Annotated in this window: 13 protein-coding genes; 4 read left to right on the top strand and 9 right to left on the bottom strand. The window is 54.4% G+C overall.

All coding sequences use genetic code 11. The features are described 5' to 3' along the window. Positions 1-411 precede the first annotated feature (411 nt). Positions 412-3,117: an HTH-type transcriptional regulator MalT gene (malT, locus tag ACKI5T_RS15470; protein ID WP_407438567.1), complete on the top strand. Its 2,706-nt coding sequence runs from the start codon at positions 412-414 to the stop codon at positions 3,115-3,117. Positions 3,118-3,211: 94 nt separating this feature from the next. Here the strand turns inward: malT and ACKI5T_RS15465 are convergent, their stop codons facing one another. Genes ACKI5T_RS15465 through glpE form a run of 3 tightly spaced genes read right to left on the bottom strand, consistent with a single transcriptional unit; the run spans position 3,212 to position 5,196 of the window. Further along, positions 3,212-3,970, bottom strand: a complete 759-nt coding sequence (locus ACKI5T_RS15465; protein WP_235134213.1) for a DeoR/GlpR family transcriptional regulator — start codon at positions 3,968-3,970, stop codon at positions 3,212-3,214. 15 nt (positions 3,971-3,985) lie between these two features. Further along, positions 3,986-4,816, bottom strand: coding sequence for a rhomboid family intramembrane serine protease GlpG (glpG, locus tag ACKI5T_RS15460; protein ID WP_407438564.1), 831 nt, complete (start codon positions 4,814-4,816; stop codon positions 3,986-3,988). A gap of 47 nt (positions 4,817-4,863) precedes the next feature. Next, complete coding sequence (glpE, locus tag ACKI5T_RS15455; RefSeq protein WP_015960794.1) at positions 4,864-5,196, bottom strand: thiosulfate sulfurtransferase GlpE; 333 nt, start codon at positions 5,194-5,196, stop codon at positions 4,864-4,866. Positions 5,197-5,486: 290 nt separating this feature from the next. On the opposite strand from glpE, the gene glpD reads away from it, so the two are divergent. Continuing rightward, on the top strand, positions 5,487-6,995 hold the full coding sequence (gene glpD, locus ACKI5T_RS15450; protein ID WP_407438562.1) for a glycerol-3-phosphate dehydrogenase: 1,509 nt from the start codon (positions 5,487-5,489) through the stop codon (positions 6,993-6,995). A 162-nt stretch (positions 6,996-7,157) separates the two neighbouring features. On the opposite strand, the gene glgP is transcribed toward glpD, so the two are convergent. From glgP to asd, 6 genes are all read right to left on the bottom strand, one after another. Next, positions 7,158-9,605 carry a glycogen phosphorylase gene (glgP, locus tag ACKI5T_RS15445; RefSeq protein ID WP_407438560.1) on the bottom strand — a complete coding sequence of 816 codons (2,448 nt, stop codon included), beginning with the start codon at positions 9,603-9,605 and terminating at the stop codon, positions 7,158-7,160. A 15-nt stretch (positions 9,606-9,620) separates the two neighbouring features. After that, on the bottom strand, positions 9,621-11,057 hold the full coding sequence (glgA, locus tag ACKI5T_RS15440; protein WP_407438658.1) for a glycogen synthase GlgA: 1,437 nt from the start codon (positions 11,055-11,057) through the stop codon (positions 9,621-9,623). After that, a complete protein-coding gene (gene glgC, locus ACKI5T_RS15435; RefSeq protein ID WP_015960798.1) occupies positions 11,057-12,352 on the bottom strand; it encodes a glucose-1-phosphate adenylyltransferase in 1,296 nt (431 codons plus the stop codon). Before glgC ends, glgA begins: the two co-directional genes overlap by 1 nt. 17 nt (positions 12,353-12,369) lie before the next feature. Then, entirely contained in the window at positions 12,370-14,343 is a 1,974-nt protein-coding gene (glgX, locus tag ACKI5T_RS15430; protein WP_407438557.1) for a glycogen debranching protein GlgX, read from the bottom strand. Further along, entirely contained in the window at positions 14,340-16,526 is a 2,187-nt protein-coding gene (gene glgB, locus ACKI5T_RS15425) for a 1,4-alpha-glucan branching enzyme (protein WP_407438555.1), read from the bottom strand. The genes glgX and glgB overlap by 4 nt, the downstream gene beginning before the upstream one ends. Positions 16,527-16,773: 247 nt before the next feature. After that, a complete protein-coding gene (asd, locus tag ACKI5T_RS15420) occupies positions 16,774-17,880 on the bottom strand; it encodes an aspartate-semialdehyde dehydrogenase (RefSeq protein ID WP_235134220.1) in 1,107 nt (368 codons plus the stop codon). A gap of 176 nt (positions 17,881-18,056) precedes the next feature. Here asd and yhgN point away from each other — a divergent pair, with 176 nt between their 5' ends. Together yhgN and ACKI5T_RS15410 are read left to right on the top strand one after the other, a co-directional pair. Continuing rightward, positions 18,057-18,650 carry an NAAT family transporter YhgN gene (gene yhgN, locus ACKI5T_RS15415; protein WP_015960802.1) on the top strand — a complete coding sequence of 198 codons (594 nt, stop codon included), beginning with the start codon at positions 18,057-18,059 and terminating at the stop codon, positions 18,648-18,650. 403 nt (positions 18,651-19,053) lie between these two features. Continuing rightward, complete coding sequence (locus ACKI5T_RS15410) at positions 19,054-19,500, top strand: hypothetical protein (protein ID WP_407438553.1); 447 nt, start codon at positions 19,054-19,056, stop codon at positions 19,498-19,500. Positions 19,501-19,747 lie beyond the last annotated feature (247 nt).

Here is a 19,747-nt window from a genome sequence, read left to right as displayed (position 1 = left end):
ATAAATCGGAAGAGTGTCAAAAAAATGAAATGCAGTTTCGGATGAAATTAAATGAGCCAGAAATAAATGTTTACGTGAAATAATATTTATGAATTTTGTAATTATTCAGGCGCGTTATTTTATTATCGCTCCGGCACAGAAAATTTATAACGTTGACGCGTATCTGGCAGACTGAAACCGATTTCAGTTTAACCGCACTAAATGCATACAAGCCAGCACCCACGCGGTTTATAGGGCATATCGAAAAGTTCCCACCCCGATCGAAATAAAATTGTGACAGAGTGCAAATTAAGGCACAGAAAAGTCGGACATAACTTGCAATAGTTCTCTTTCTGGCCGACCTTATATCTATTAATTACGAAGCCCAAAAAAAATCGATTTCCTCGTTTCCCCACAGTGAAGTGAAAACTTATGTTGATTCCGTCCAAATTAAGTCGCCCGGTTCGTCTTGACCATACCGTGGTCCGCGAACGTCTGTTGGCGAAACTTTCCGGCGCGAATAATTTCCGACTGGCGCTGGTAACGAGCCCTGCAGGCTATGGAAAAACGACGCTCATTTCTCAGTGGGCCTCCGGCAAAAGCGATTTAGGGTGGTACTCTCTTGATGAAGGGGATAACCAGCCAGAGCGTTTCGCCAGCTATTTGATTGCCGCCATTCAGCAGGCCACGAACGGGCACTGCGTCACCAGCGAAATCATGGTGCAAAAGCGCCAGTACGCGAGTCTTTCGTCGCTTTTCGCACAGCTTTTTATCGAACTTGCCGAATGGCATCGCCCGCTTTATCTGGTGATTGATGATTATCATCTGATCACCAACCCGGTCATCCATGAATCCATGCGCTTCTTCCTGCGCCATCAGCCGGAAAACCTGACGCTGGTCGTGCTGTCGCGTAACTTGCCGCAGTTAGGTATCGCCAACCTGCGCGTACGCGATCAATTGCTGGAAGTGGGCAGCCAACAACTTTCCTTTAACCATCAGGAAGCCAAACAGTTTTTCGATTGTCGACTCAGCTCGCCTATTGAAGCCGCAGAAAGCAGCCGCCTGTGCGATGACGTTGCGGGCTGGGCGACCGCGTTACAGCTGATCGCCCTCTCGGCGCGACAAAATAACAGCCCGACGCATCAGTCAGCGCGTCGTCTGTCAGGTATCAACGCCAGCCATTTATCCGATTATCTGGTCGATGAAGTTCTGGACAGCGTCGATCCCGCCACCCGCCAGTTCTTGCTGAAAAGCTCGCTGCTGCGCTCGATGAACGATGCGCTCATTGTGCGCGTCACCGGCGAAGACAACGGGCAAATGCGCCTCGAAGAAATTGAACGTCAGGGCCTGTTCCTGCAACGCATGGACGACTCGGGCGAATGGTTCAGCTTCCACCCGCTGTTTGGCAGCTTCCTGCGCCAACGCTGTCAGTGGGAACTCGCAACAGAATTACCTGAAGTTCACCGCTCAGCCGCAGAAAGCTGGATGGCGCAAGGCTTCCCGAGCGAAGCCATTCATCATGCTCTGGCCGCGGGCGACGCCAATATGCTGCGCGATATTTTGCTCAACCATGCGTGGGGCCTGTTTAATCATAGCGAGCTGACGCTGCTTGAAGAGTCATTGCGCGCGTTGCCGTGGGAAAGCCTGCTGGAAAATCCGCGTCTGGTGCTTTTGCAGGCCTGGCTGATGCAAAGCCAGCACCGCTACAGCGAAGTGAACATGCTGCTGGCGCGCGCCGAACAAGAGATGAAGGGCGAAATGGATCCGACGCTGCACGGTGAATTTAACGCCTTACGTGCGCAGGTCGCGATTAACGACGGCGACCCGGAAGAAGCCGAACGCCTGGCGATGATCGCCCTCGATGAACTGCCGCTGGCTAATTTCTACAGTCGGATCGTCGCCACGTCGGTACACGGCGAAGTGCTGCACTGTAAAGGCGATCTCAGCCGGTCGCTGGCGCTGATGCAACAAACGGAACAGATGGCCCGCCGCCATGATATCTGGCATTACGCGCTGTGGAGCATGATCCAGCAAAGCGAAATTTTATTCGCGCAGGGGTTCCTGCAAGCCGCCTGGGAGACGCAGGAAAAAGCGTTCCAGTTGATTCACGATCAGCACCTGGAACAGCTGCCGATGCACGAGTTCCTGTTGCGTATTCGCGCTCAGCTTCTGTGGGCGTGGTCGCGTCTGGATGAGGCCGAAAGTTCCGCCCGTCACGGTGTCGAAGTGCTTTCCGCGTTTCAGCCGCAGCAGCAGCTGCAATGCCTGGCGCTGCTGGTTCAGTGCTCACTGGCACGTGGCGATCTGGATAACGCCCGCAATCATCTTAATCGTCTGGAAAACTTGCTCGGCAATGGTCAGTACCACAGCGACTGGGTGTCTAACGCGGATAAAGTGCGGGTGATTTACTGGCAAATGATCGGCGATAAAAAATCTGCCGCCAACTGGCTGCGCCAGACGCCAAAACCAGAGTTTGCCAACAACCACTTCCTGCAAAGCCAGTGGCGCAATATTGCCCGTGTGCAGATCCTGTTGGGGGACTTTGACCCGGCAGAAATCGTGCTGGAAGAGTTGAACGAAAATGCCCGCAGTCTGCGTCTGATGAGCGATCTCAACCGCAACCTGCTACTGCTTAATCAGCTTTACTGGCAGGCAGGACGTAAAAATGACGCGCAGCGTGTGTTGCTGGAGGCGCTGCAATTGGCGAATCGTACCGGGTTTATCAGCCACTTTGTGATTGAAGGCGAAGTCATGGCGCAGCAGCTGCGCCAGCTGATTCAGCTCAATACGTTGCCGGAATTGGACCAGCACCGCGCCCAGCGTATTTTGCGTGAGATAAATCAGCATCACCGACATAAATTCGCGCACTTTGATGAGAACTTTGTCGAACGTCTGCTGACGCACCCGGAAGTGCCGGAATTGATTCGCACCAGCCCGCTGACGCAGCGTGAATGGCAGGTCCTGGGGCTGATTTATTCTGGTTACAGCAATGAGCAAATTGCGGGTGAGCTGGCCGTCGCGGCGACCACCATCAAAACGCACATTCGCAATTTATATCAGAAATTGGGCGTGGCGCATCGCCAGGACGCCGTGCAGCATGCGCAACAGCTGCTGAAAATGATGGGGTATGGGGTTTAGGGGAATGCGGCTTGATGTTCTCATCCCAGCCCTCTCTCACAGGGAAAGGGAGCAAACACTAAAACGGCAACTGAGTTGCCGTTCTGTTTTTACTTCAGCACAGTTCTAGCTGCACGTTGTTATCGTTGATCACCTGCAACACGCCCGCTGGCGGCATCACATCGGTATACACCGCATTCACCATGCTGATACTGCCCATGTTCACCATCGCGTTACGCCCAAACTTGGAGTGATCCACCACCAGCATAACGTGGCGGGAATTGTCGATAATCGCGCGTTTGGTGCGGACTTCGTGATAATCAAACTCCAACAACGAACCATCGCTGTCGATACCGCTGATCCCCAGAATGCCGAAATCGAGGCGAAACTGAGAGATAAAGTCGAGCGTCGCCTCACCGATAATTCCGCCGTCACGGCTACGCAATTCGCCACCCGCCAGAATGATGCGGAAATCGTCCTTGACCATCAACGTGGTGGCCACGTTCAGGTTGTTGGTCACGATGCGCAGATTTTCATGATTGAGCAGCGCATGCGCCACCGCTTCTGGCGTGGTCCCGATATCGATAAATAGCGTCGCACCGTTAGGAATTTGGCTCGCTACTTTATGGGCAATACGTTCTTTCTCGGCCGTTTGCGTCGCTTTACGATCGTGCCAGGACGTGTTCACCGAGCTGGACGGCAAGGCCGCGCCGCCATGATGGCGCAAAATACGGTTCTGGTCGGCCAGATCGTTTAAATCACGGCGAATGGTCTGCGGGCTAACGGCAAATTGCTCAACCAACTCTTCGGTGCTGACGTATCCCTGTTTTTTAACCAGTTCGATAATGGCGTCATGTCGCTGTGTCTGTTTCATGAAATATCCCTGGAATTATGTTCGTTTTCGCGCATTCAGCGTATCGGCAAAGGCCATCGCCAGCCCAACGGCCAGCCCGGTGACATGTGCGCCGTTCGCGATAGACATACCAAACAGATCAAACCATCCGGCAATTAGCCATAGTAATGCAAAGGTTATCAAACCGCGCTGCATATAAATGCCGCTTTCCGGGTCGCGTTCACCGCGAAGCCAGGCATATCCCATCAAGGCGTACACCACACCCGACAAACCGCCAAACCACGGGCCGCTAAATTTGTGCTGCACATAGCCACTGAGCAGTGCGCTAATAATGGTGATCACAATCAGCTTGCCGCTGCCGAGACGTTTCTCAACCGCCCCGCCGAGATACCACCACCACAGCAGGTTAAACAGAATATGCAGAACCGAGAAATGCATCAGCGCGTGGGTAAAGTAGCGCCAGACGTCGTATTGCACCGCCGGACCGTACGGCCACGCCAGGGCGATCATCACACGTTGATCGCCGACCACGTTCATGATGATAAACACCAGAATGCAGGCTGCCATCAGCAACAGCGTAAACGGCCCTGCGCGTTCGCGCACGGTGGCAAAGAAAGGGAAGCGCTGGTAGTGCAATCCACTGTCCATATGGCCGTTGGTCCAGCTCGCAGCCAGATAACGCGGGTCGCCGGGATTCTCAAGGAAACGCGCCAGCTCAGCATTCACCCGTTCGGCCTGGCTTGCATCCGCCAGCCAGACGTCAGTTTGCGTATGCTGCTGGAGAGTCAGAACGACGCCCTGCGTCGCCATGTAATCGACAAACGCCTGAGCGACGCGCGGATTGGTAAAAGAGGTAATCATCAACATGGGCGGCAGTCGCTTAGTTCCACACAAAGGGGGACAGTATAGAGGTTTTAGCCCCCAAACGCGTGCTCAACTTCTGCCGGGAAATGGCGATGCCACGCGTCAAAGCCGCCATCAACGCTATAGACCGCATCGTAACCCTGCTGGAGCAGATACTGCGCCGCACCTTTGCTGCTGTTGCCGTGATAGCACATCACCATCACCGGCGTTTCAAAATCGTTATCGCGCATAAACGTGCCCAGAGTGTCGTTCGTCAGGTGGAACGCGCCCGGCGTGTGTCCCATCGCGTAGCTTTGCGGATCGCGGATATCCACCAACACCGCCTTTCCCTGATGCATTTTCTGATGGGCTTCTTCGACATTAATGCATTCAAATTGATCCATACTTTTCTCTTTTCATTATTCAGGTTGGTGCGACGTTTCCCTCTCCTTCAGAGAGAAAAATTACCCCATGGTGAGGAAATCAGCCCCCTATCCCCGTGGGAGAGGGCTGGAGCGAGGGTATCAGGCCGCACTATTTTACCGCGTAGTGTACGTCCTGGCGGCGGCTAAACGCCATTATGTTATCTCTATCACTCAAAATTGTTTTTTTGATGTTACCAAAAACGCGTTCCTTTGCTATTATGAGCGATATCGAACATTTATGAGCTTTAACGAAAGTGCATGAGGGTGACATGGAAACCAAAGATCTGATTGTGATAGGCGGCGGCATCAACGGTGCCGGCATCGCGGCAGATGCCGCAGGACGCGGTTTATCTGTATTGATGCTGGAAGCCAACGATCTCGCCTGTGCGACATCGTCCGCCAGCTCCAAACTGATCCACGGCGGCCTGCGCTACCTGGAACACTACGAATTTCGTCTGGTCAGCGAAGCGCTGGCCGAACGCGAAGTTTTACTGAAAATGGCTCCGCATCTGGCGATTCCGATGCGTTTCCGCCTGCCTCATCGCCCGCATTTGCGTCCCGCGTGGATGATTCGTATCGGTCTGTTTATGTACGATCATCTGGGTAAACGCACCAGTCTTCCCGCGTCTACCGGTTTGCGTTTTGGCGCAGATTCGGTGCTGAAACCGGAAATCGTGCGCGGTTTCGAATATTCTGACTGCTGGGTGGACGATGCCCGCCTCGTTCTGGCCAATGCGCAGATGGTGGTGAAGAAAGAGGGCGAAGTGAAAACCCGCACGCGAACGACCGCTGCACGCCGTGAAAACGGCCTGTGGATTGTCGACGCCGAAGACATTGATACCGGCGAGAAATTCAGCTGGCAGGCGCGCGGTCTGGTCAACGCTACCGGCCCGTGGGTGAAACAGTTCTTTGACGAAGGAATGCATCTGCCCTCCCCGTACGGGATTCGCCTGATCAAAGGTAGCCACATCGTCGTTCCACGTGCGCATACCCAGAAACAGGCTTATATCCTGCAAAACGAAGATAAGCGCATCGTGTTTGTTATTCCGTGGATGGATGATTTCTCGATCATTGGTACCACTGACGTGGAGTACAACGGCGATCCGAAAAACGTCGAGATCGACGAGAACGAAATTGGCTATTTGTTGAAGGTGTATAACGCGCACTTCAAGAAACAGCTGGGGCGCGATGACGTGGTCTGGACTTACTCTGGCGTTCGTCCGCTGTGCGATGATGAGTCAGATTCACCACAGGCTATCACCCGCGACTACACGCTCGATATTCATGACGTGAATGGCCAGGCGCCGCTGCTGTCGGTATTTGGCGGGAAACTGACAACCTACCGTAAGCTGGCTGAACATGCATTGGAAAAACTGACGCCGTACTACAAAAATATCGGTCCGGCCTGGACGAAAGGCGCCACGCTTCCTGGCGGTGATATCGGCAGTAACCGTGATGATTACGCCGCAAAACTGCGCCGCCGCTATCCGTTCATTACCGAATCGATGGCCCGCCACTTCGCGCGCACCTATGGCAGCAACACCGAGCTGATCCTTGGTGAAGCGCAAAGTATTGCCGATCTGGGCGAGCATTTTGGGCACGAACTGTATGAAGCGGAACTGCGGTATCTGGTTGAGCACGAATGGGTGCGTCGCCTTGACGATGCAATCTGGCGTCGTACGAAAGAAGGGATGTGGCTGGACGCCGAGCAGCAGTCTCGAGTAGCGCAATGGCTGACGCAAAATGCGGGAAAGCGTGAGTTGTCGTTAGCGTCCTGAGTCCGTTCGGTCTGATACCCTCTCCCACAGGGAGAGGGAGAAAACATTAAAAAAGGCAACATACGTTGCCTTTTTGCTTTTGCTTCGGTGCGCTGTGCCAGCCCTATAAAACTGCCCGGGGCAGTCCCCTCTCCCCGTGAGAGAGGGTTAGGGTGAGATTTTTTACAACCTAACCGGATCAATATGCCAGATCTTCTCGGCATACTCTTTGATGGTCCTGTCCGACGAGAAATAGCCCATATTGGCGATATTGTGCATCGCTTTAGCGGCCCATTCCTCCTGATGACGATAAAGCTCATCCACCTTTTCCTGACAGTCCACGTAGCTGCGGAAATCCGCCAGCACCTGATAATGATCGCCAAAGTTAATCAGCGAATCGACCAGGTCACGGTAGCGTCCAGGCTCTTCGGGGCTGAACACGCCGGTGGCGATTTGCGTTAGCACTTCGCGCAGCTCTTCATCCTGCTCGTAGTAATCACGCGGTTTATAGCCCTGCTTGCGCAGTTCTTCCACCTCTTCCGCCGTGTTACCAAAGATAAAGATGTTATCCGCTCCAACGTGCTCCAGCATCTCCACGTTTGCACCATCGAGCGTACCAATCGTCAACGCCCCGTTCAGCGCAAACTTCATGTTACTGGTTCCGGATGCTTCCGTTCCCGCCAGCGAAATCTGTTCGGAGAGATCCGCTGCCGGAATAATCAGCTGCGCCAGGCTCACGCTGTAGTTCGGGATAAACACGATCTTCAGTTTGTCGCCAATCTGCGGGTCGTTGTTAATCACTTTTGCGACATCATTGATGAGGTGAATGATGTGTTTTGCCATGTAGTACGCCGAGGCGGCTTTTCCGGCAAAAATATTCACGCGCGGCACCCATTCGGCCGTCGGATCGGCCTTAATGCGGTTGTAGCGCGTAATCACATGCAGCACGTTCATCAGCTGACGTTTGTACTCGTGGATACGTTTAATCTGCACGTCGAACAGCGCTTTCGGGTTCGCGACCACGTTCAGATGCTGCGCCATATAAACCGCTAAGCGCTTTTTGTTCAGTAGCTTGGCATCACGCACCGCTTTGTTCACCAGCGGGAAATCCATGTGCTGTTCGAGTTCGCTCAGTTGGCTGAGATCGGTTCGCCACGTGCGACCAATATTTTCGTCCAGCACTTCCGACAACGGCTGGTTCGCCAGCGCCAGCCAGCGGCGCGGCGTGACGCCGTTCGTCACGTTGCAGAAACGCATCGGGAAGATTTTCGCGAAATCGGCAAACAGCGATTGCACCATCAGATTCGAGTGCAGTTCAGATACCCCGTTCACTTTATGACTGACGACCACCGCCAGCCACGCCATGCGTACGCGACGTCCGTTGGATTCATCAATGATCGACGTGCGGCTCAGCAAGCCGGTATCTTCGGGATACTGTTCCTGTAACGTTTTCAGGAAGTAGTCATTAATTTCAAAGATGATCTGCAGATGGCGCGGCAGGATTTTGCCGAGCATATCGACAGGCCAGCTTTCCAGCGCTTCGCTCATCAACGTGTGGTTGGTGTAAGAGAAGACCTGGCAGGTGACTTCAAATGCCTCTTCCCAGCTAAATTTATGCTCATCCATCAGCAGGCGCATCAGCTCTGGAATGGACAGCACCGGGTGGGTGTCGTTGAGGTGAATCGCCGTTTTTTCTGCCAGATTGTCGTAGGTTTTATGCAACTGGTAGTGGCGGTTGAGAATATCCTGGATGGTCGACGACACCAGGAAATACTCTTGACGCAGCCGCAGCTCGCGCCCGGAATAGGTGGAGTCATCCGGATAGAGCACGCGCGAGACGTTTTCGGAGTGGTTTTTATCTTCCACCGCCGCGAAGTAATCGCCCTGGTTGAATTTACCGAGGTTGATTTCGCTACTGGCCTGCGCATTCCACAGACGCAATGTGTTGGTCGCATCGGTGTCGTAGCCAGGGATAATCTGGTCATAGGCCACCGCCAGGATCTCTTCGGTTTCGAGCCAGCGGCTCTTTTTACCTTCGAGCTGGACACGCCCGCCAAAACGCACTTTATAGCGCGTGTTGTGGCGTTTGAATTCCCACGGGTTGCCGTATTCCAGCCAGTAATCCGGTGACTCTTTCTGACGCCCGTCGACGATATTTTGCTTGAACATACCGTAATCGTAGCGAATGCCGTACCCGCGCCCAGGCAGCGCCAACGTGGCCAGCGAGTCAAGAAAACAGGCCGCCAGACGCCCCAAACCGCCGTTGCCTAAACCGGGGTCGTTCTCTTCGTCGATTAACTCTTCTAAATCTAACCCCATCTCTTCCAGTGCGTTTTTGACATCGTCATAAATACCGAGCGATAACAGCGCGTTGGAAAGGGTGCGACCAATCAAAAACTCCATCGACAGGTAATACACCTGACGTGTTTCCTGTGACAGCTGGGCGCGGTTAGAGCGCAGCCAGCGTTCCACCAGACGGTCACGCACAGCAAACAGCGTGGCGTTGAGCCACTCGTGTTTGTTGGCGATCACGGGATCTTTCCCGATCGTAAACATCAGCTTGTAGGCGATGGAATGTTTTAATGCCTCGATGCTGAGCGTCGGGGATGCATAACTAAATGGTGCATTCATATCAGTAACTCCGCCTTACGACTTCAAGCGTTGATAAAGATCGCGGTAGGACTGCGCCGCAACGTGCCAACTAAAATCCATCGCCATCGCCTGGCGTTGCACGAAACGCCACAAAGAGGGACGCGACCATAATACAAATGCCCGCCGAATCGCCCTTAGAAGCGACCAGGCATTGCTGTCTTCAAACGCAAATCCGGTGGCGATGCCGTCCGCCAGATTCTCAAGCGAGGTGTCGGACACCGTATCCGCCAGCCCACCCGTGCGTCGTACCAACGGCAGCGTGCCGTATTTCAATCCGTAGAGTTGCGTTAAACCACACGGTTCAAAGCGGCTTGGCACAAGGATCACGTCGGAACCGCCCATAATGCGATGGGAGAACGCCTCGTGATAACCAATCTGCACACCGACTTGCCCCGGGTGTTCCGCGGCGGCAGCAAGAAAACCTTCCTGCAATACCGGATCGCCCGCACCAAGAAGCGCCAGTTGGCCACCCTGCTCAAGCAATCCAGGGAGCGCTTCGAGCACCAAATCCAGCCCTTTCTGGCTAGTGAGACGGCTAACCACCGCAAACAGCGGGACTTTGTCGTTCACTTTGAGTCCCATCGCCACTTGCAGTTGCCGTTTGTTCTCGGCCTTATCTTCAACCGAATCACGGTTAAATCGCGATGCCAGCAGAAGATCGGTTTCCGGGTTCCAGATTTTTTCGTCCACACCGTTCAGAATGCCCGTCAGGCGTCCTTCACGCTGGCGTTGACGCAGCAACCCTTCCATCCCGTAACCAAACTCAGGTTCGGTGATTTCGCGGGCATACGTCGGGCTGACCGCCGTAATATGATCGGCGTAATACAGTCCGGCCTTCAGGAACGAAATCTGCCCGTTAAACTCCAGCCCGTGCATGTTATAGAACGACCATGGCAGATCGATTTCATTCATGTGATGGGCATGATACATACCCTGATACGCCAGATTGTGCACCGTAAAGACTGACTTTGCCGGATGGCCGCGCGCCGCCAGGTAAGCCGGTGCAAGACCAGCGTGCCAGTCGTGTGCGTGGACAATATCCGGACGCCAGAACGGATCCAGACCAGTCGCCATTTCCGCCCCGACCCAACCGAGCAGCGCAAAACGCAGCACGTTGTCGGTGTAAGCGAATAAGTTCGTGTCGTGGTACGGACTCCCTGGACGATCGTAAAGGTGCGGCGCGTCAATCAGGTAAATACCGACGCCATTATAATGTCCAAACAGCAGGGTGATGCGCCCGGCGAACGTGTCGCGACGGCTGACCACCTGAGCGTCGGGGATGCCACGACGAATATCAGGGAAAGCGGGCAATAACACGCGCGTGTCGATGCCCTCTGCAATTTGTGCCGCTGGTAATGCGCCGAGTACATCCGCCAACCCGCCCGTTTTCAGCAGCGGGAACATCTCTGAACATACATGTAAAACCTGCATCATCGCTCCTGTTTGATCTGCAGTTTGCGCAGCATTTCACGCGTGACCAGTACGATGCCCTCTTCTGAACGGTAAAAACGACGCGCGTCTTCTTCCGCATTTTCGCCAATCACCATGCCTTCTGGGATAATACAGGCGCGGTCAATCACGCAGCGACGCAAGCGGCACGAACGCCCGATCCACACATCCGGTAGCAATACTGACGAATCAATATTGCAGAAGGAATTTATCCGCACACGCGGGAACAGCACCGATTGCACAACGACTGAACCAGAAATAATACAGCCCCCCGACACCAGCGAGTTCAGGGTCATGCCGTGGCTTCCGGAACGGTCCTGCACAAATTTCGCGGGCGGGAGCGATTCCATATGCGTGCGAATCGGCCAGTTCTGGTCATACATATCCAGCTCAGGCGTTACAGACGCTAAATCCAGGTTCGCTTTCCAGTACGCTTCAAGCGTGCCGACGTCGCGCCAGTACGGTTCAGCCGTTGGGTCAGACTGCACACAGGACAACGGGAAGGGATGTGCATAAGCCATGCCAGCTTTGGTAATTTTCGGGATGATGTCTTTGCCAAAGTCGTGGCTGGAGTTCTCGTCTTTGTCATCTTCTTCCAGCAGGTCGTAAAGGTATTCTGCATCAAAGATATAGATACCCATGCTGGCGAGCGACTTGGTTGGGTCTGACGGCATGGTCGGCGGATTCGCCGGTTTTTCGACGAAATCAATAATCAGATCGTTTTCGTCCACGTCCATGACGCCAAACGCCGCCGCTTCAGCAACGGGCACCGGCAGACACGCCACGGTGCAACGCGCCCCTTTTTCGACGTGGTCGATCAGCATGTGCGAGTAGTCTTGCTTATAAATATGGTCGCCTGCGAGGATCACGATGTATTCCGCACCGTAGCGACGAATGATGTCGAGGTTTTGCGTGACCGCATCCGCTGTACCGCGATACCAGTTTTCACCGTGAACGCGCTGCTGGGCCGGAAGCAGATCGACAAACTCGTTCATCTCTTCGCTGAAAAATGACCAGCCGCGCTGAATGTGCTGCACCAGCGTGTGCGACTGATACTGAGTAATCACACCGATACGGCGGATGCCGGAGTTAAGGCAGTTTGACAACGCAAAATCAATAATGCGGAACTTACCACCAAAGTGAACGGCAGGCTTAGCACGCTTGATGGTCAAATCTTTAAGACGGGTACCACGTCCACCGGCAAGAATCAGCGCAACCGTTTTTAAGGGTAACTGGCGCGCTAACATCAAGGGATCGTTCTTCTCTAATCTAACCATGACTAACTCCTTTTTTATCATCTTTGGAATACACACACTCCGTGTGCAGGCCCGTGCCAGACAGCCACCACCACCGGATTATCCTCTCCAGCAAAAGGAGGAATGGCGCGCCACTCCCCGTCAGGTAAAACAATCTCAACGACATCTTGCGTCGCGTTAAACGTGATGAGCCAGTTATCCGAAAGCAGGATTTGCAGACATGGCATACCGTTCTGCCACTCTTGCGCGTTCAACGGTTGCGCATCTTTATTCAACCAGCGGACGTTGCCGTCGCCCTCTTCCCACCACGTATCCGCAGTGAGCGCGGGAATACGCTGGCGAAGCTGAATCAGAGCAGCCGTGAAATGCGTCAGTCCGCTGTTCGCCTGTTCCCAGTCGAGCCAGGTTAAGGGGTTATCCTGGCAGTACGCATTGTTGTTGCCGTGCTGACTGTGACCATGTTCATCACCGGCCAACAACATTGGCGTCCCCTGTGAAAGCAGCAATGTTGTCAGAAGCGCATGGACGCTGGCGCGTCGCCGCTCGATGACATCCTGACTACCGCCTAACCCTTCTATACCATGATTGAAACTGTGGTTGTTGTTAGTGCCATCGCGATTTTCCTCACCGTTCGCCTCATTGTGTTTCTGATTGAAACAAACGCAGTCGCGAAGGGTAAATCCGTCGTGCGCCGTCACCAGATTGACAGTGGAAAACGGTTTTCGCCCCTGACGCTTAAACACATCGCTGGACGCGGAAAATCGTCCGGCAAACTCACCCAGCGACAAACTTTTTTCGAGCCAAAAGCGGCGCGTCGCATCGCGGTAATGATCGTTCCACTCCGCAAACGGCGGCGGGAAATTCCCCACCTGATAGCCGCCTTCACCAATATCCCATGGCTCGGCGATCAGCTTCACACGCGAGAGCACGGGACAGTTTTTGATCGCCTCAAGCAACGGCGCCTGTTGGCTGAACGCTGGCGTTCTGCCCATCACCGAAGCCAGATCGAAGCGGAAACCGTCGATATGGAATGTCTCAACCCAGTATTTCAGGCACGCGTGCGCATACTCCGCCACCGCCGGATGACTGAGATTGAGGGTGTTACCGCAGCCGGTCCAGTTGTGATAATCGCCATCTTCCCTGATCCAATAATAGCTACGGTTATCGATTCCGCGCAGGGAGAGCGTGGGTCCGTCGAGATCCAGTTCCGCACTGTGGTTAAGCACCACGTCCAGAATCACTTCAATGCCCGCCTGATGCAGCGCTTTTACGGCATCACGAAACTCGTCCCGCGCTCTCTCGGGATGCGAGGCGTAGCGCGGATCAAGGGCAAACATCGCCAGCGGGTTATAGCCCCAGTAATTGGTCAGCCCAAGCCGCTGCAAACGCGGTTCGCTGGCAAAATGCCAGATCGGTAAAAGCTCAAGCGAGGTGATGCCGAGATGTTTAAGGTAGGCAATCATCACCGGATGGCCGAGCGCCTTGTAGGTGCCGCGAATCTCTTTCGGGATCGCCGGATGGAGATACGTCAGCCCTTTCACGTGGGCTTCGTAAATCACCGTGTTGCTCCACGGAATGTCAGGTGAGCTATCCCCTTCCCAGTCATACACATCACTCACGACCACGCTTCGGGGCGCAATGGCTGCGCTATCGCGGGGATCGGGCTGCTGCTCACCATCAAGGAAAAGGGGATCGTCTTTGACATCGCCGTCCACGCGCAGCGCGCAGGGGTCAATCAGTAATTTGGCCGGATTGAAGCGCAGCCCGTGCTCAGGCTGCCAGGGGCCATGGACGCGAAAACCGTAACGCAACCCTGGCTTGCCGTCTTCAAGATAGCCGTGCCAGATATCCCCTTCGCGCGCAGGCAGATCGTAGCGATACTCGTTGCCTTTGCGGTCAAACACACAGAGTTCTACCCGCTCCGCATGGGCGGAAAAGAGGGTGAAATTCACCCCTTTGCCGTCAAAACTGGCACCAAGCGGTGCGGGTTTTCCTGCCGTGAGTTGGGTCATTCACCCTCCCGGACGAGCCAGATGGTGGACAGCGGTGGCAGCGTGAGGCTCAACGAGTTTGGTCGGCCATGGCTTTCGTGTTCATCGCTCTGAACCGCGCCCGCATTACCCGCGTTGCTGCCGTGATAATGGCTGGAATCGGTATTGAGGATTTCGCGCCATTTACCCGGCTGATTAATGCCAAAGCGATAATGCGGACGCGGTACAGGCGTAAAGTTACTGGCCACAATGATTTCATTGCCCGCACTGTCGCGACGGACAAAAACAAACACCGAGCGCTCGTGGTCATCCACCACCAGCCATTCAAATCCGTATGAGTCAAAATCCATCTCGTGCAAAGCTTTATGATAGCGATAGGTCAGGTTGAGGTCGCGCACCAGACGCTGCACGCCGTGATGCCAGTTGTCGCCGCCTTCCAGCAGATGCCAGTCGAGGCTGGAATCGTGATTCCACTCGCGCCCCTGCGCAAATTCATTGCCCATAAACAGCAGTTTTTTACCGGGGAAGGCAAACATCCAGCCGTAGTAGGCGCGCAGGTTAGCAAATTTTTGCCACGCGTCGCCTGGCATGCGGTCGAGAATCGATTTCTTACCGTGGACCACTTCGTCGTGCGACAGCGGCAGCACGAAGTTTTCGGTGTTGTTGTAGAGCATCCCGAAAGTGAGTTTGTCGTGGTGATACTTACGGAACACCGGGTCGAGCTTGAAATAATCCAGCGTGTCGTGCATCCAGCCAAGATTCCACTTGTACCAGAAGCCCAGCCCGCCCATTGACGGCGGGCGCGACACGCCAGGGAAATCGGTCGACTCTTCCGCCATCGTCACCGCACCCGGCACCTGCTCGCCGAGAATACGGTTGGTGTTGCGCAGAAACTCAATGGCTTCGAGGTTTTCACGACCGCCGTACTCATTCGGGATCCACTCGCCCTCTTTGCGGCTGTAATCGCGATAAATCATCGACGCTACCGCATCCACGCGCAATGCGTCGATGCCAAAGCGTTCAATCCAGTACAGCGCATTGCCGACCAGATAGTTCGCCACTTCGCGACGCCCGTAGTTATAAATCAGGGTATTCCAGTCCTGATGATAGCCTTCGCGCGGATCGCTGTGTTCGTACAAATCAGTGCCGTCGAATTCAGAAAGACCAAAATCATCGGACGGGAAATGGCCCGGCACCCAGTCGAGAATGACGCTCAATCCGGCGGCGTGGGCGGCGTTAATGAAATAGCGGAAGTCATCGCGCGTCCCGAAACGGCGCGTTGGCGCATACAACCCCGTTGGCTGATAGCCCCAGCTACCGTCAAACGGATGTTCATTAATCGGCAGCAGTTCCAGATGGGTAAAGCCCATCCATTTGGCATACGGCACCAGCTGATCGGCCAGTTCCCGATAGCTCAGCCAGAAATTATTGTCGGTATGACGACGCCATGAGCCGAGATGCACTTCATAAATAGAAATCGGCGCATCAAAATTATTCGCCTGTTTGCGCTCCTCGCTCTGAACGACTTTTTCCGGCAGACCGCAAATCAGCGAGGCGGTGGCCGGGCGCATTTGCGCTTCGAAGGCATACGGATCGGCTTTGACGCGCAGTTTGCCATGGGCATCGATCATCTCGAATTTATACAGTTGGCCATTGTGCGCGCCGGGGATAAACAGCTCCCAGATGCCGGACTCACGACGCAGACGCATCGGGTGGCGGCGACCATCCCAGTAGTTGAACTGCCCCACAACAGACACGCGCTGCGCATTGGGTGCCCACACGGAAAAACGCGTTCCGGTGATGCCGTCCATCGTATCGGCATGTGCGCCCAGCGTTTCGTAGGGACGTAAATGGGTGCCTTCGGACAGCAGCCAGGCGTCCATTTCCTGGATCAGGGGGCCAAAGCTGTAGGGATCGTCAATCAGGTTTTCTTGCCCATGCCAGAGCACGGCGAGTTGATAACGGAAGATATTTTTACGGCGGGGAATCACGCCTGAAAAGAAACCGCGCGAATCGAGGCATTCAAGCTTGCCCACTTTGCGTCCGGTTTTGGGTTCAATGACCCACACTTCGGTGGCATCCGGTAACAACGCACGGACTTCCACCCCCATTTCTGTTGGGTGCATACCTAGCACAGAAAATGGGTCGGAAAAATGACCTGCAATTAGCGCATTTATCACGTCTCTATCAATACGATCGGACATGGTATTCATCCTGTTTTTTTTAATGTCGCCCTATTTAAGCGCTCCGGAACGACTTTTAATGTGACCTGAACGATGCAGCAAAATTGTCCAATCTGCTCCGTCCCACCCTCAGGTAAGAATTCAATCTCCCTTAAAGCATAGCCAACGCTCTACATCACTCCCGATAAAAAATGTAACATCTGCGTTTTTACTCCATGTAGTACGCAAAAAAAAGGGGTGAAAATCACCCCCTGTGTTGAAAAAATTATTACGCCAGCTGGCGTAGCATGCGGCGTAGCGGCTCGGCGGCGCCCCACAGGAGTTGGTCGCCGACAGTGAAGGCCGATAAATACTCCGGCCCCATGTTGAGCTTACGCAGACGGCCCACCGGGGTGGTCAGCGTGCCGGTAACGGCCGCAGGCGTCAGTTCGCGCATGGTGATGTCGCGATCGTTTGGCACCACTTTCGCCCACGGGTTGTGCGCAGCCAGCAATTCTTCCACGGTCGGGATCGACACATCTTTTTTCAGTTTGATGGTGAATGCCTGGCTGTGGCAGCGCAGCGCACCGACGCGAACGCATAGACCATCAACCGGGATCGCCGTGGCGGTATTGAGAATCTTGTTGGTCTCAGCCTGGCCTTTCCACTCTTCACGGCTCTGGCCGTTATCAAGCTGTTTGTCGATCCACGGGATCAGGCTGCCCGCCAGCGGGACGCCAAAGTTATCGACTGGCAAATCGCCGCTGCGGCTCAGCTGAGTCACTTTACGTTCGATATCCAGAATGGCTGAAGCCGGGTTCGCCAGCTCGTCCGCCACGTGATGATGCAACTGGCCCATCTGCGCCAGCAGTTCACGCATGTGGCGCGCACCGCCACCAGAAGCGGCTTGATACGTTGCAACGGAAACCCAATCAACCAGATCCTGCGCGAACAAGCCACCCAGCGACATCAGCATCAGGCTGACGGTACAGTTGCCGCCCACAAAGGTTTTCACGCCGTTGTTCAGGCCGTCGGTGATCACGCCCTGGTTTACCGGGTCGAGAATAATGATGGCATCGTCTTTCATGCGCAGCGAAGACGCCGCGTCAATCCAGTAGCCCTGCCAGCCGCTTTCGCGCAGCTTTGGATAAATTTCGTTGGTATAATCGCCGCCCTGGCACGTCACGATAATGTCGAGCGCTTTCAACGCTTCCAGATTAAAGGCGTCCTGAAGCGTGCCCGTAGACGCGCCGCCGAACGCAGGGGCAGCTTGCCCGAACTGGGAAGTGGAGAAGAAGACCGGGCGGATGGCGTCAAAATCGCGCTCTTCAACCATGCGTTGCATGAGTACAGAGCCGACCATACCGCGCCAGCCGATAAAACCAACGTTTTTCATATCTATTATTTCCTGCAGAGGTGTGTGCTGTTTGTGCAAACCAGTATTCAACTGGGATATGCTTCACATTACAAAATGCTGCCAAAGTCGCAAGCGAAATTAATCGATGATGGCGCTGCGATCAGTAATACCACTAATTACAATAGAAACCACAGGCTTTATCAGGGATAAAAATAATGACTGAAATCATTTCCGCAGCGGTGCTATTGATCCTGATTATGGATCCACTCGGCAACCTGCCCATCTTTATGTCGGTGCTGAAACACACTGAACCCAAGCGCCGTCGGGCGATCATGATCCGCGAGCTGCTTATCGCGCTGCTGGTGATGTTTATCTTCCTGTTCGCCGGTGAAAAAATTCTCGCGTTCCTCAATCTGCGCGCCGAAACGGTTTCAATCTCCGGCGGCATTATTCTGTTTCTGATCGCCATTAAGATGATTTTCCCAAGCGCCGAAGGCAGCAGCAGCGGCCTGCCTGCAGGTGAAGAGCCGTTTATCGTGCCGCTGGCGATCCCGTTAGTCGCCGGCCCGACGATTCTTGCCACGCTTATGCTGCTCTCGCATCAGTACCCTAATCAGATGAGCCATCTGGTGATCGCCCTGCTGATCGCCTGGGGCGGGACGTTTATCATCTTGCTGCAATCGTCGCTGTTCCTGCGCCTGCTCGGCGAGAAAGGGGTGAACGCGCTGGAGCGCCTGATGGGGTTAATTCTGGTGATGATGGCGACGCAGATGTTCCTGGATGGGATCCGGGCATGGATGAAGGGCTAGCAAGGTAAATGCAAAACGGCAATCTAAGATTGCCGTTTTTAGTGTTTGCTCCCTCTCCCCGTGGGAGAGGGCCGGGGTGAGGGCATCAGGCCGCACCCTAAAATAATATTTCGTTTTGCGAGCCGCCTTCCAGAGCCTCTCTTGCCACCCGATCGGCAAAGCAGTATCTTCTTGCCGCGCCTGCAAAATCAGGCGTCGGGATTAGCCTCCTGACTTACTTCTTCGGTGACACAAGTTTTTTTGTGTCGCGCGCTTAGCTACACTCCAAAGGTGGGCCGAGCGGGGGCGTCGAAAGACGCGCCGGTATCCGAAGAGGCCGGTAAGGCTAACCCTGCTCGGTTCCGCCACCAGCGAGATTAGCCTCTCCAGTGGTGGATAAAAACTACTCTTTGGAGGCTGTCGTATGACTACTACCCCTAACTTTTCTCACGCTTTATTTACCACCCCATTCGATCACACCACCGATTTCACCGCGCTGGCGGACAACTGTGAGCGATTCGTAGACGTGCTGGTTGAATGTGACGATCCCGCCCAGAAGATGGCGCTGTGTGGACGACTCTCTGCCTGTCTCGCTCTGCTCCAGCCTACGCTGCTTGAACCTGTTCCGGAACATTTAAAAACAAGCCTTACGGTGGACGACCTGCCATTGGATGTGCCGGAATTCGAGCCGGAAGTGGATCAACTGGGAAGGTACTGCCAGCTGTTAACGCAATTGCTGTTGGCGCGTTCGCTATCAAAGAGTGATGAGAGAGTGGCGGGAGATCTGTTGCAGGATTTGGTGAGATTTTACAGTGATACGCTAAAAGCGCCGCGCTGGCTGCGCACAAAGGAAGGGTTCGTGCAGCTGTAAAAAAGCCGGGTGGCGCTTGCGCTTACCCGGCCTACGGAACCTGATGTTTTTGTAGTCGGGTAAGGCGAAGCCGCCACCCGACAAACATACGGCCTCTGCGGCCTGTTGCCCTTGTATGTTTAAAGTCACTTCAGTTCCCCGTCAACAGACGGGTAAACTGTCAATGCGTTTGACCTGATGCCACAGCCCGTTAGCCCTCTGGGTTTTCAAGCCCGCGGGTGAGCTCATGGCGTGGCATCAGTTTTCC

The organism is Lelliottia sp., from assembly GCF_045627565.1.
Lineage (GTDB): Bacteria > Pseudomonadota > Gammaproteobacteria > Enterobacterales > Enterobacteriaceae > Enterobacter.
Note: the sequence above shows the minus strand (reverse complement) of the source record. Positions and strands in the feature narration are given on the sequence as shown.

Excerpts from the sequence above, each read along its gene's own strand:
- malT (WP_407438567.1), top strand. The coding sequence starts at position 412 with ATGTTGATTCCGTCCAAATTAAGTCGCCCGGTTCGTCTTGACCATACC.
- ACKI5T_RS15465 (WP_235134213.1), bottom strand. The coding sequence starts at position 3,970 with ATGAAACAGACACAGCGACATGACGCCATTATCGAACTGGTTAAAAAA.
- glpG (WP_407438564.1), bottom strand. The coding sequence starts at position 4,816 with ATGTTGATGATTACCTCTTTTACCAATCCGCGCGTCGCTCAGGCGTTT.
- glpE (WP_015960794.1), bottom strand. The coding sequence starts at position 5,196 with ATGGATCAATTTGAATGCATTAATGTCGAAGAAGCCCATCAGAAAATG.
- glpD (WP_407438562.1), top strand. The coding sequence starts at position 5,487 with ATGGAAACCAAAGATCTGATTGTGATAGGCGGCGGCATCAACGGTGCC.
- glgP (WP_407438560.1), bottom strand. The coding sequence starts at position 9,605 with ATGAATGCACCATTTAGTTATGCATCCCCGACGCTCAGCATCGAGGCA.
- glgA (WP_407438658.1), bottom strand. The coding sequence starts at position 11,057 with ATGCAGGTTTTACATGTATGTTCAGAGATGTTCCCGCTGCTGAAAACG.
- glgC (WP_015960798.1), bottom strand. The coding sequence starts at position 12,352 with ATGGTTAGATTAGAGAAGAACGATCCCTTGATGTTAGCGCGCCAGTTA.
- glgX (WP_407438557.1), bottom strand. The coding sequence starts at position 14,343 with ATGACCCAACTCACGGCAGGAAAACCCGCACCGCTTGGTGCCAGTTTT.
- glgB (WP_407438555.1), bottom strand. The coding sequence starts at position 16,526 with ATGTCCGATCGTATTGATAGAGACGTGATAAATGCGCTAATTGCAGGT.
- asd (WP_235134220.1), bottom strand. The coding sequence starts at position 17,880 with ATGAAAAACGTTGGTTTTATCGGCTGGCGCGGTATGGTCGGCTCTGTA.
- yhgN (WP_015960802.1), top strand. The coding sequence starts at position 18,057 with ATGACTGAAATCATTTCCGCAGCGGTGCTATTGATCCTGATTATGGAT.
- ACKI5T_RS15410 (WP_407438553.1), top strand. The coding sequence starts at position 19,054 with ATGACTACTACCCCTAACTTTTCTCACGCTTTATTTACCACCCCATTC.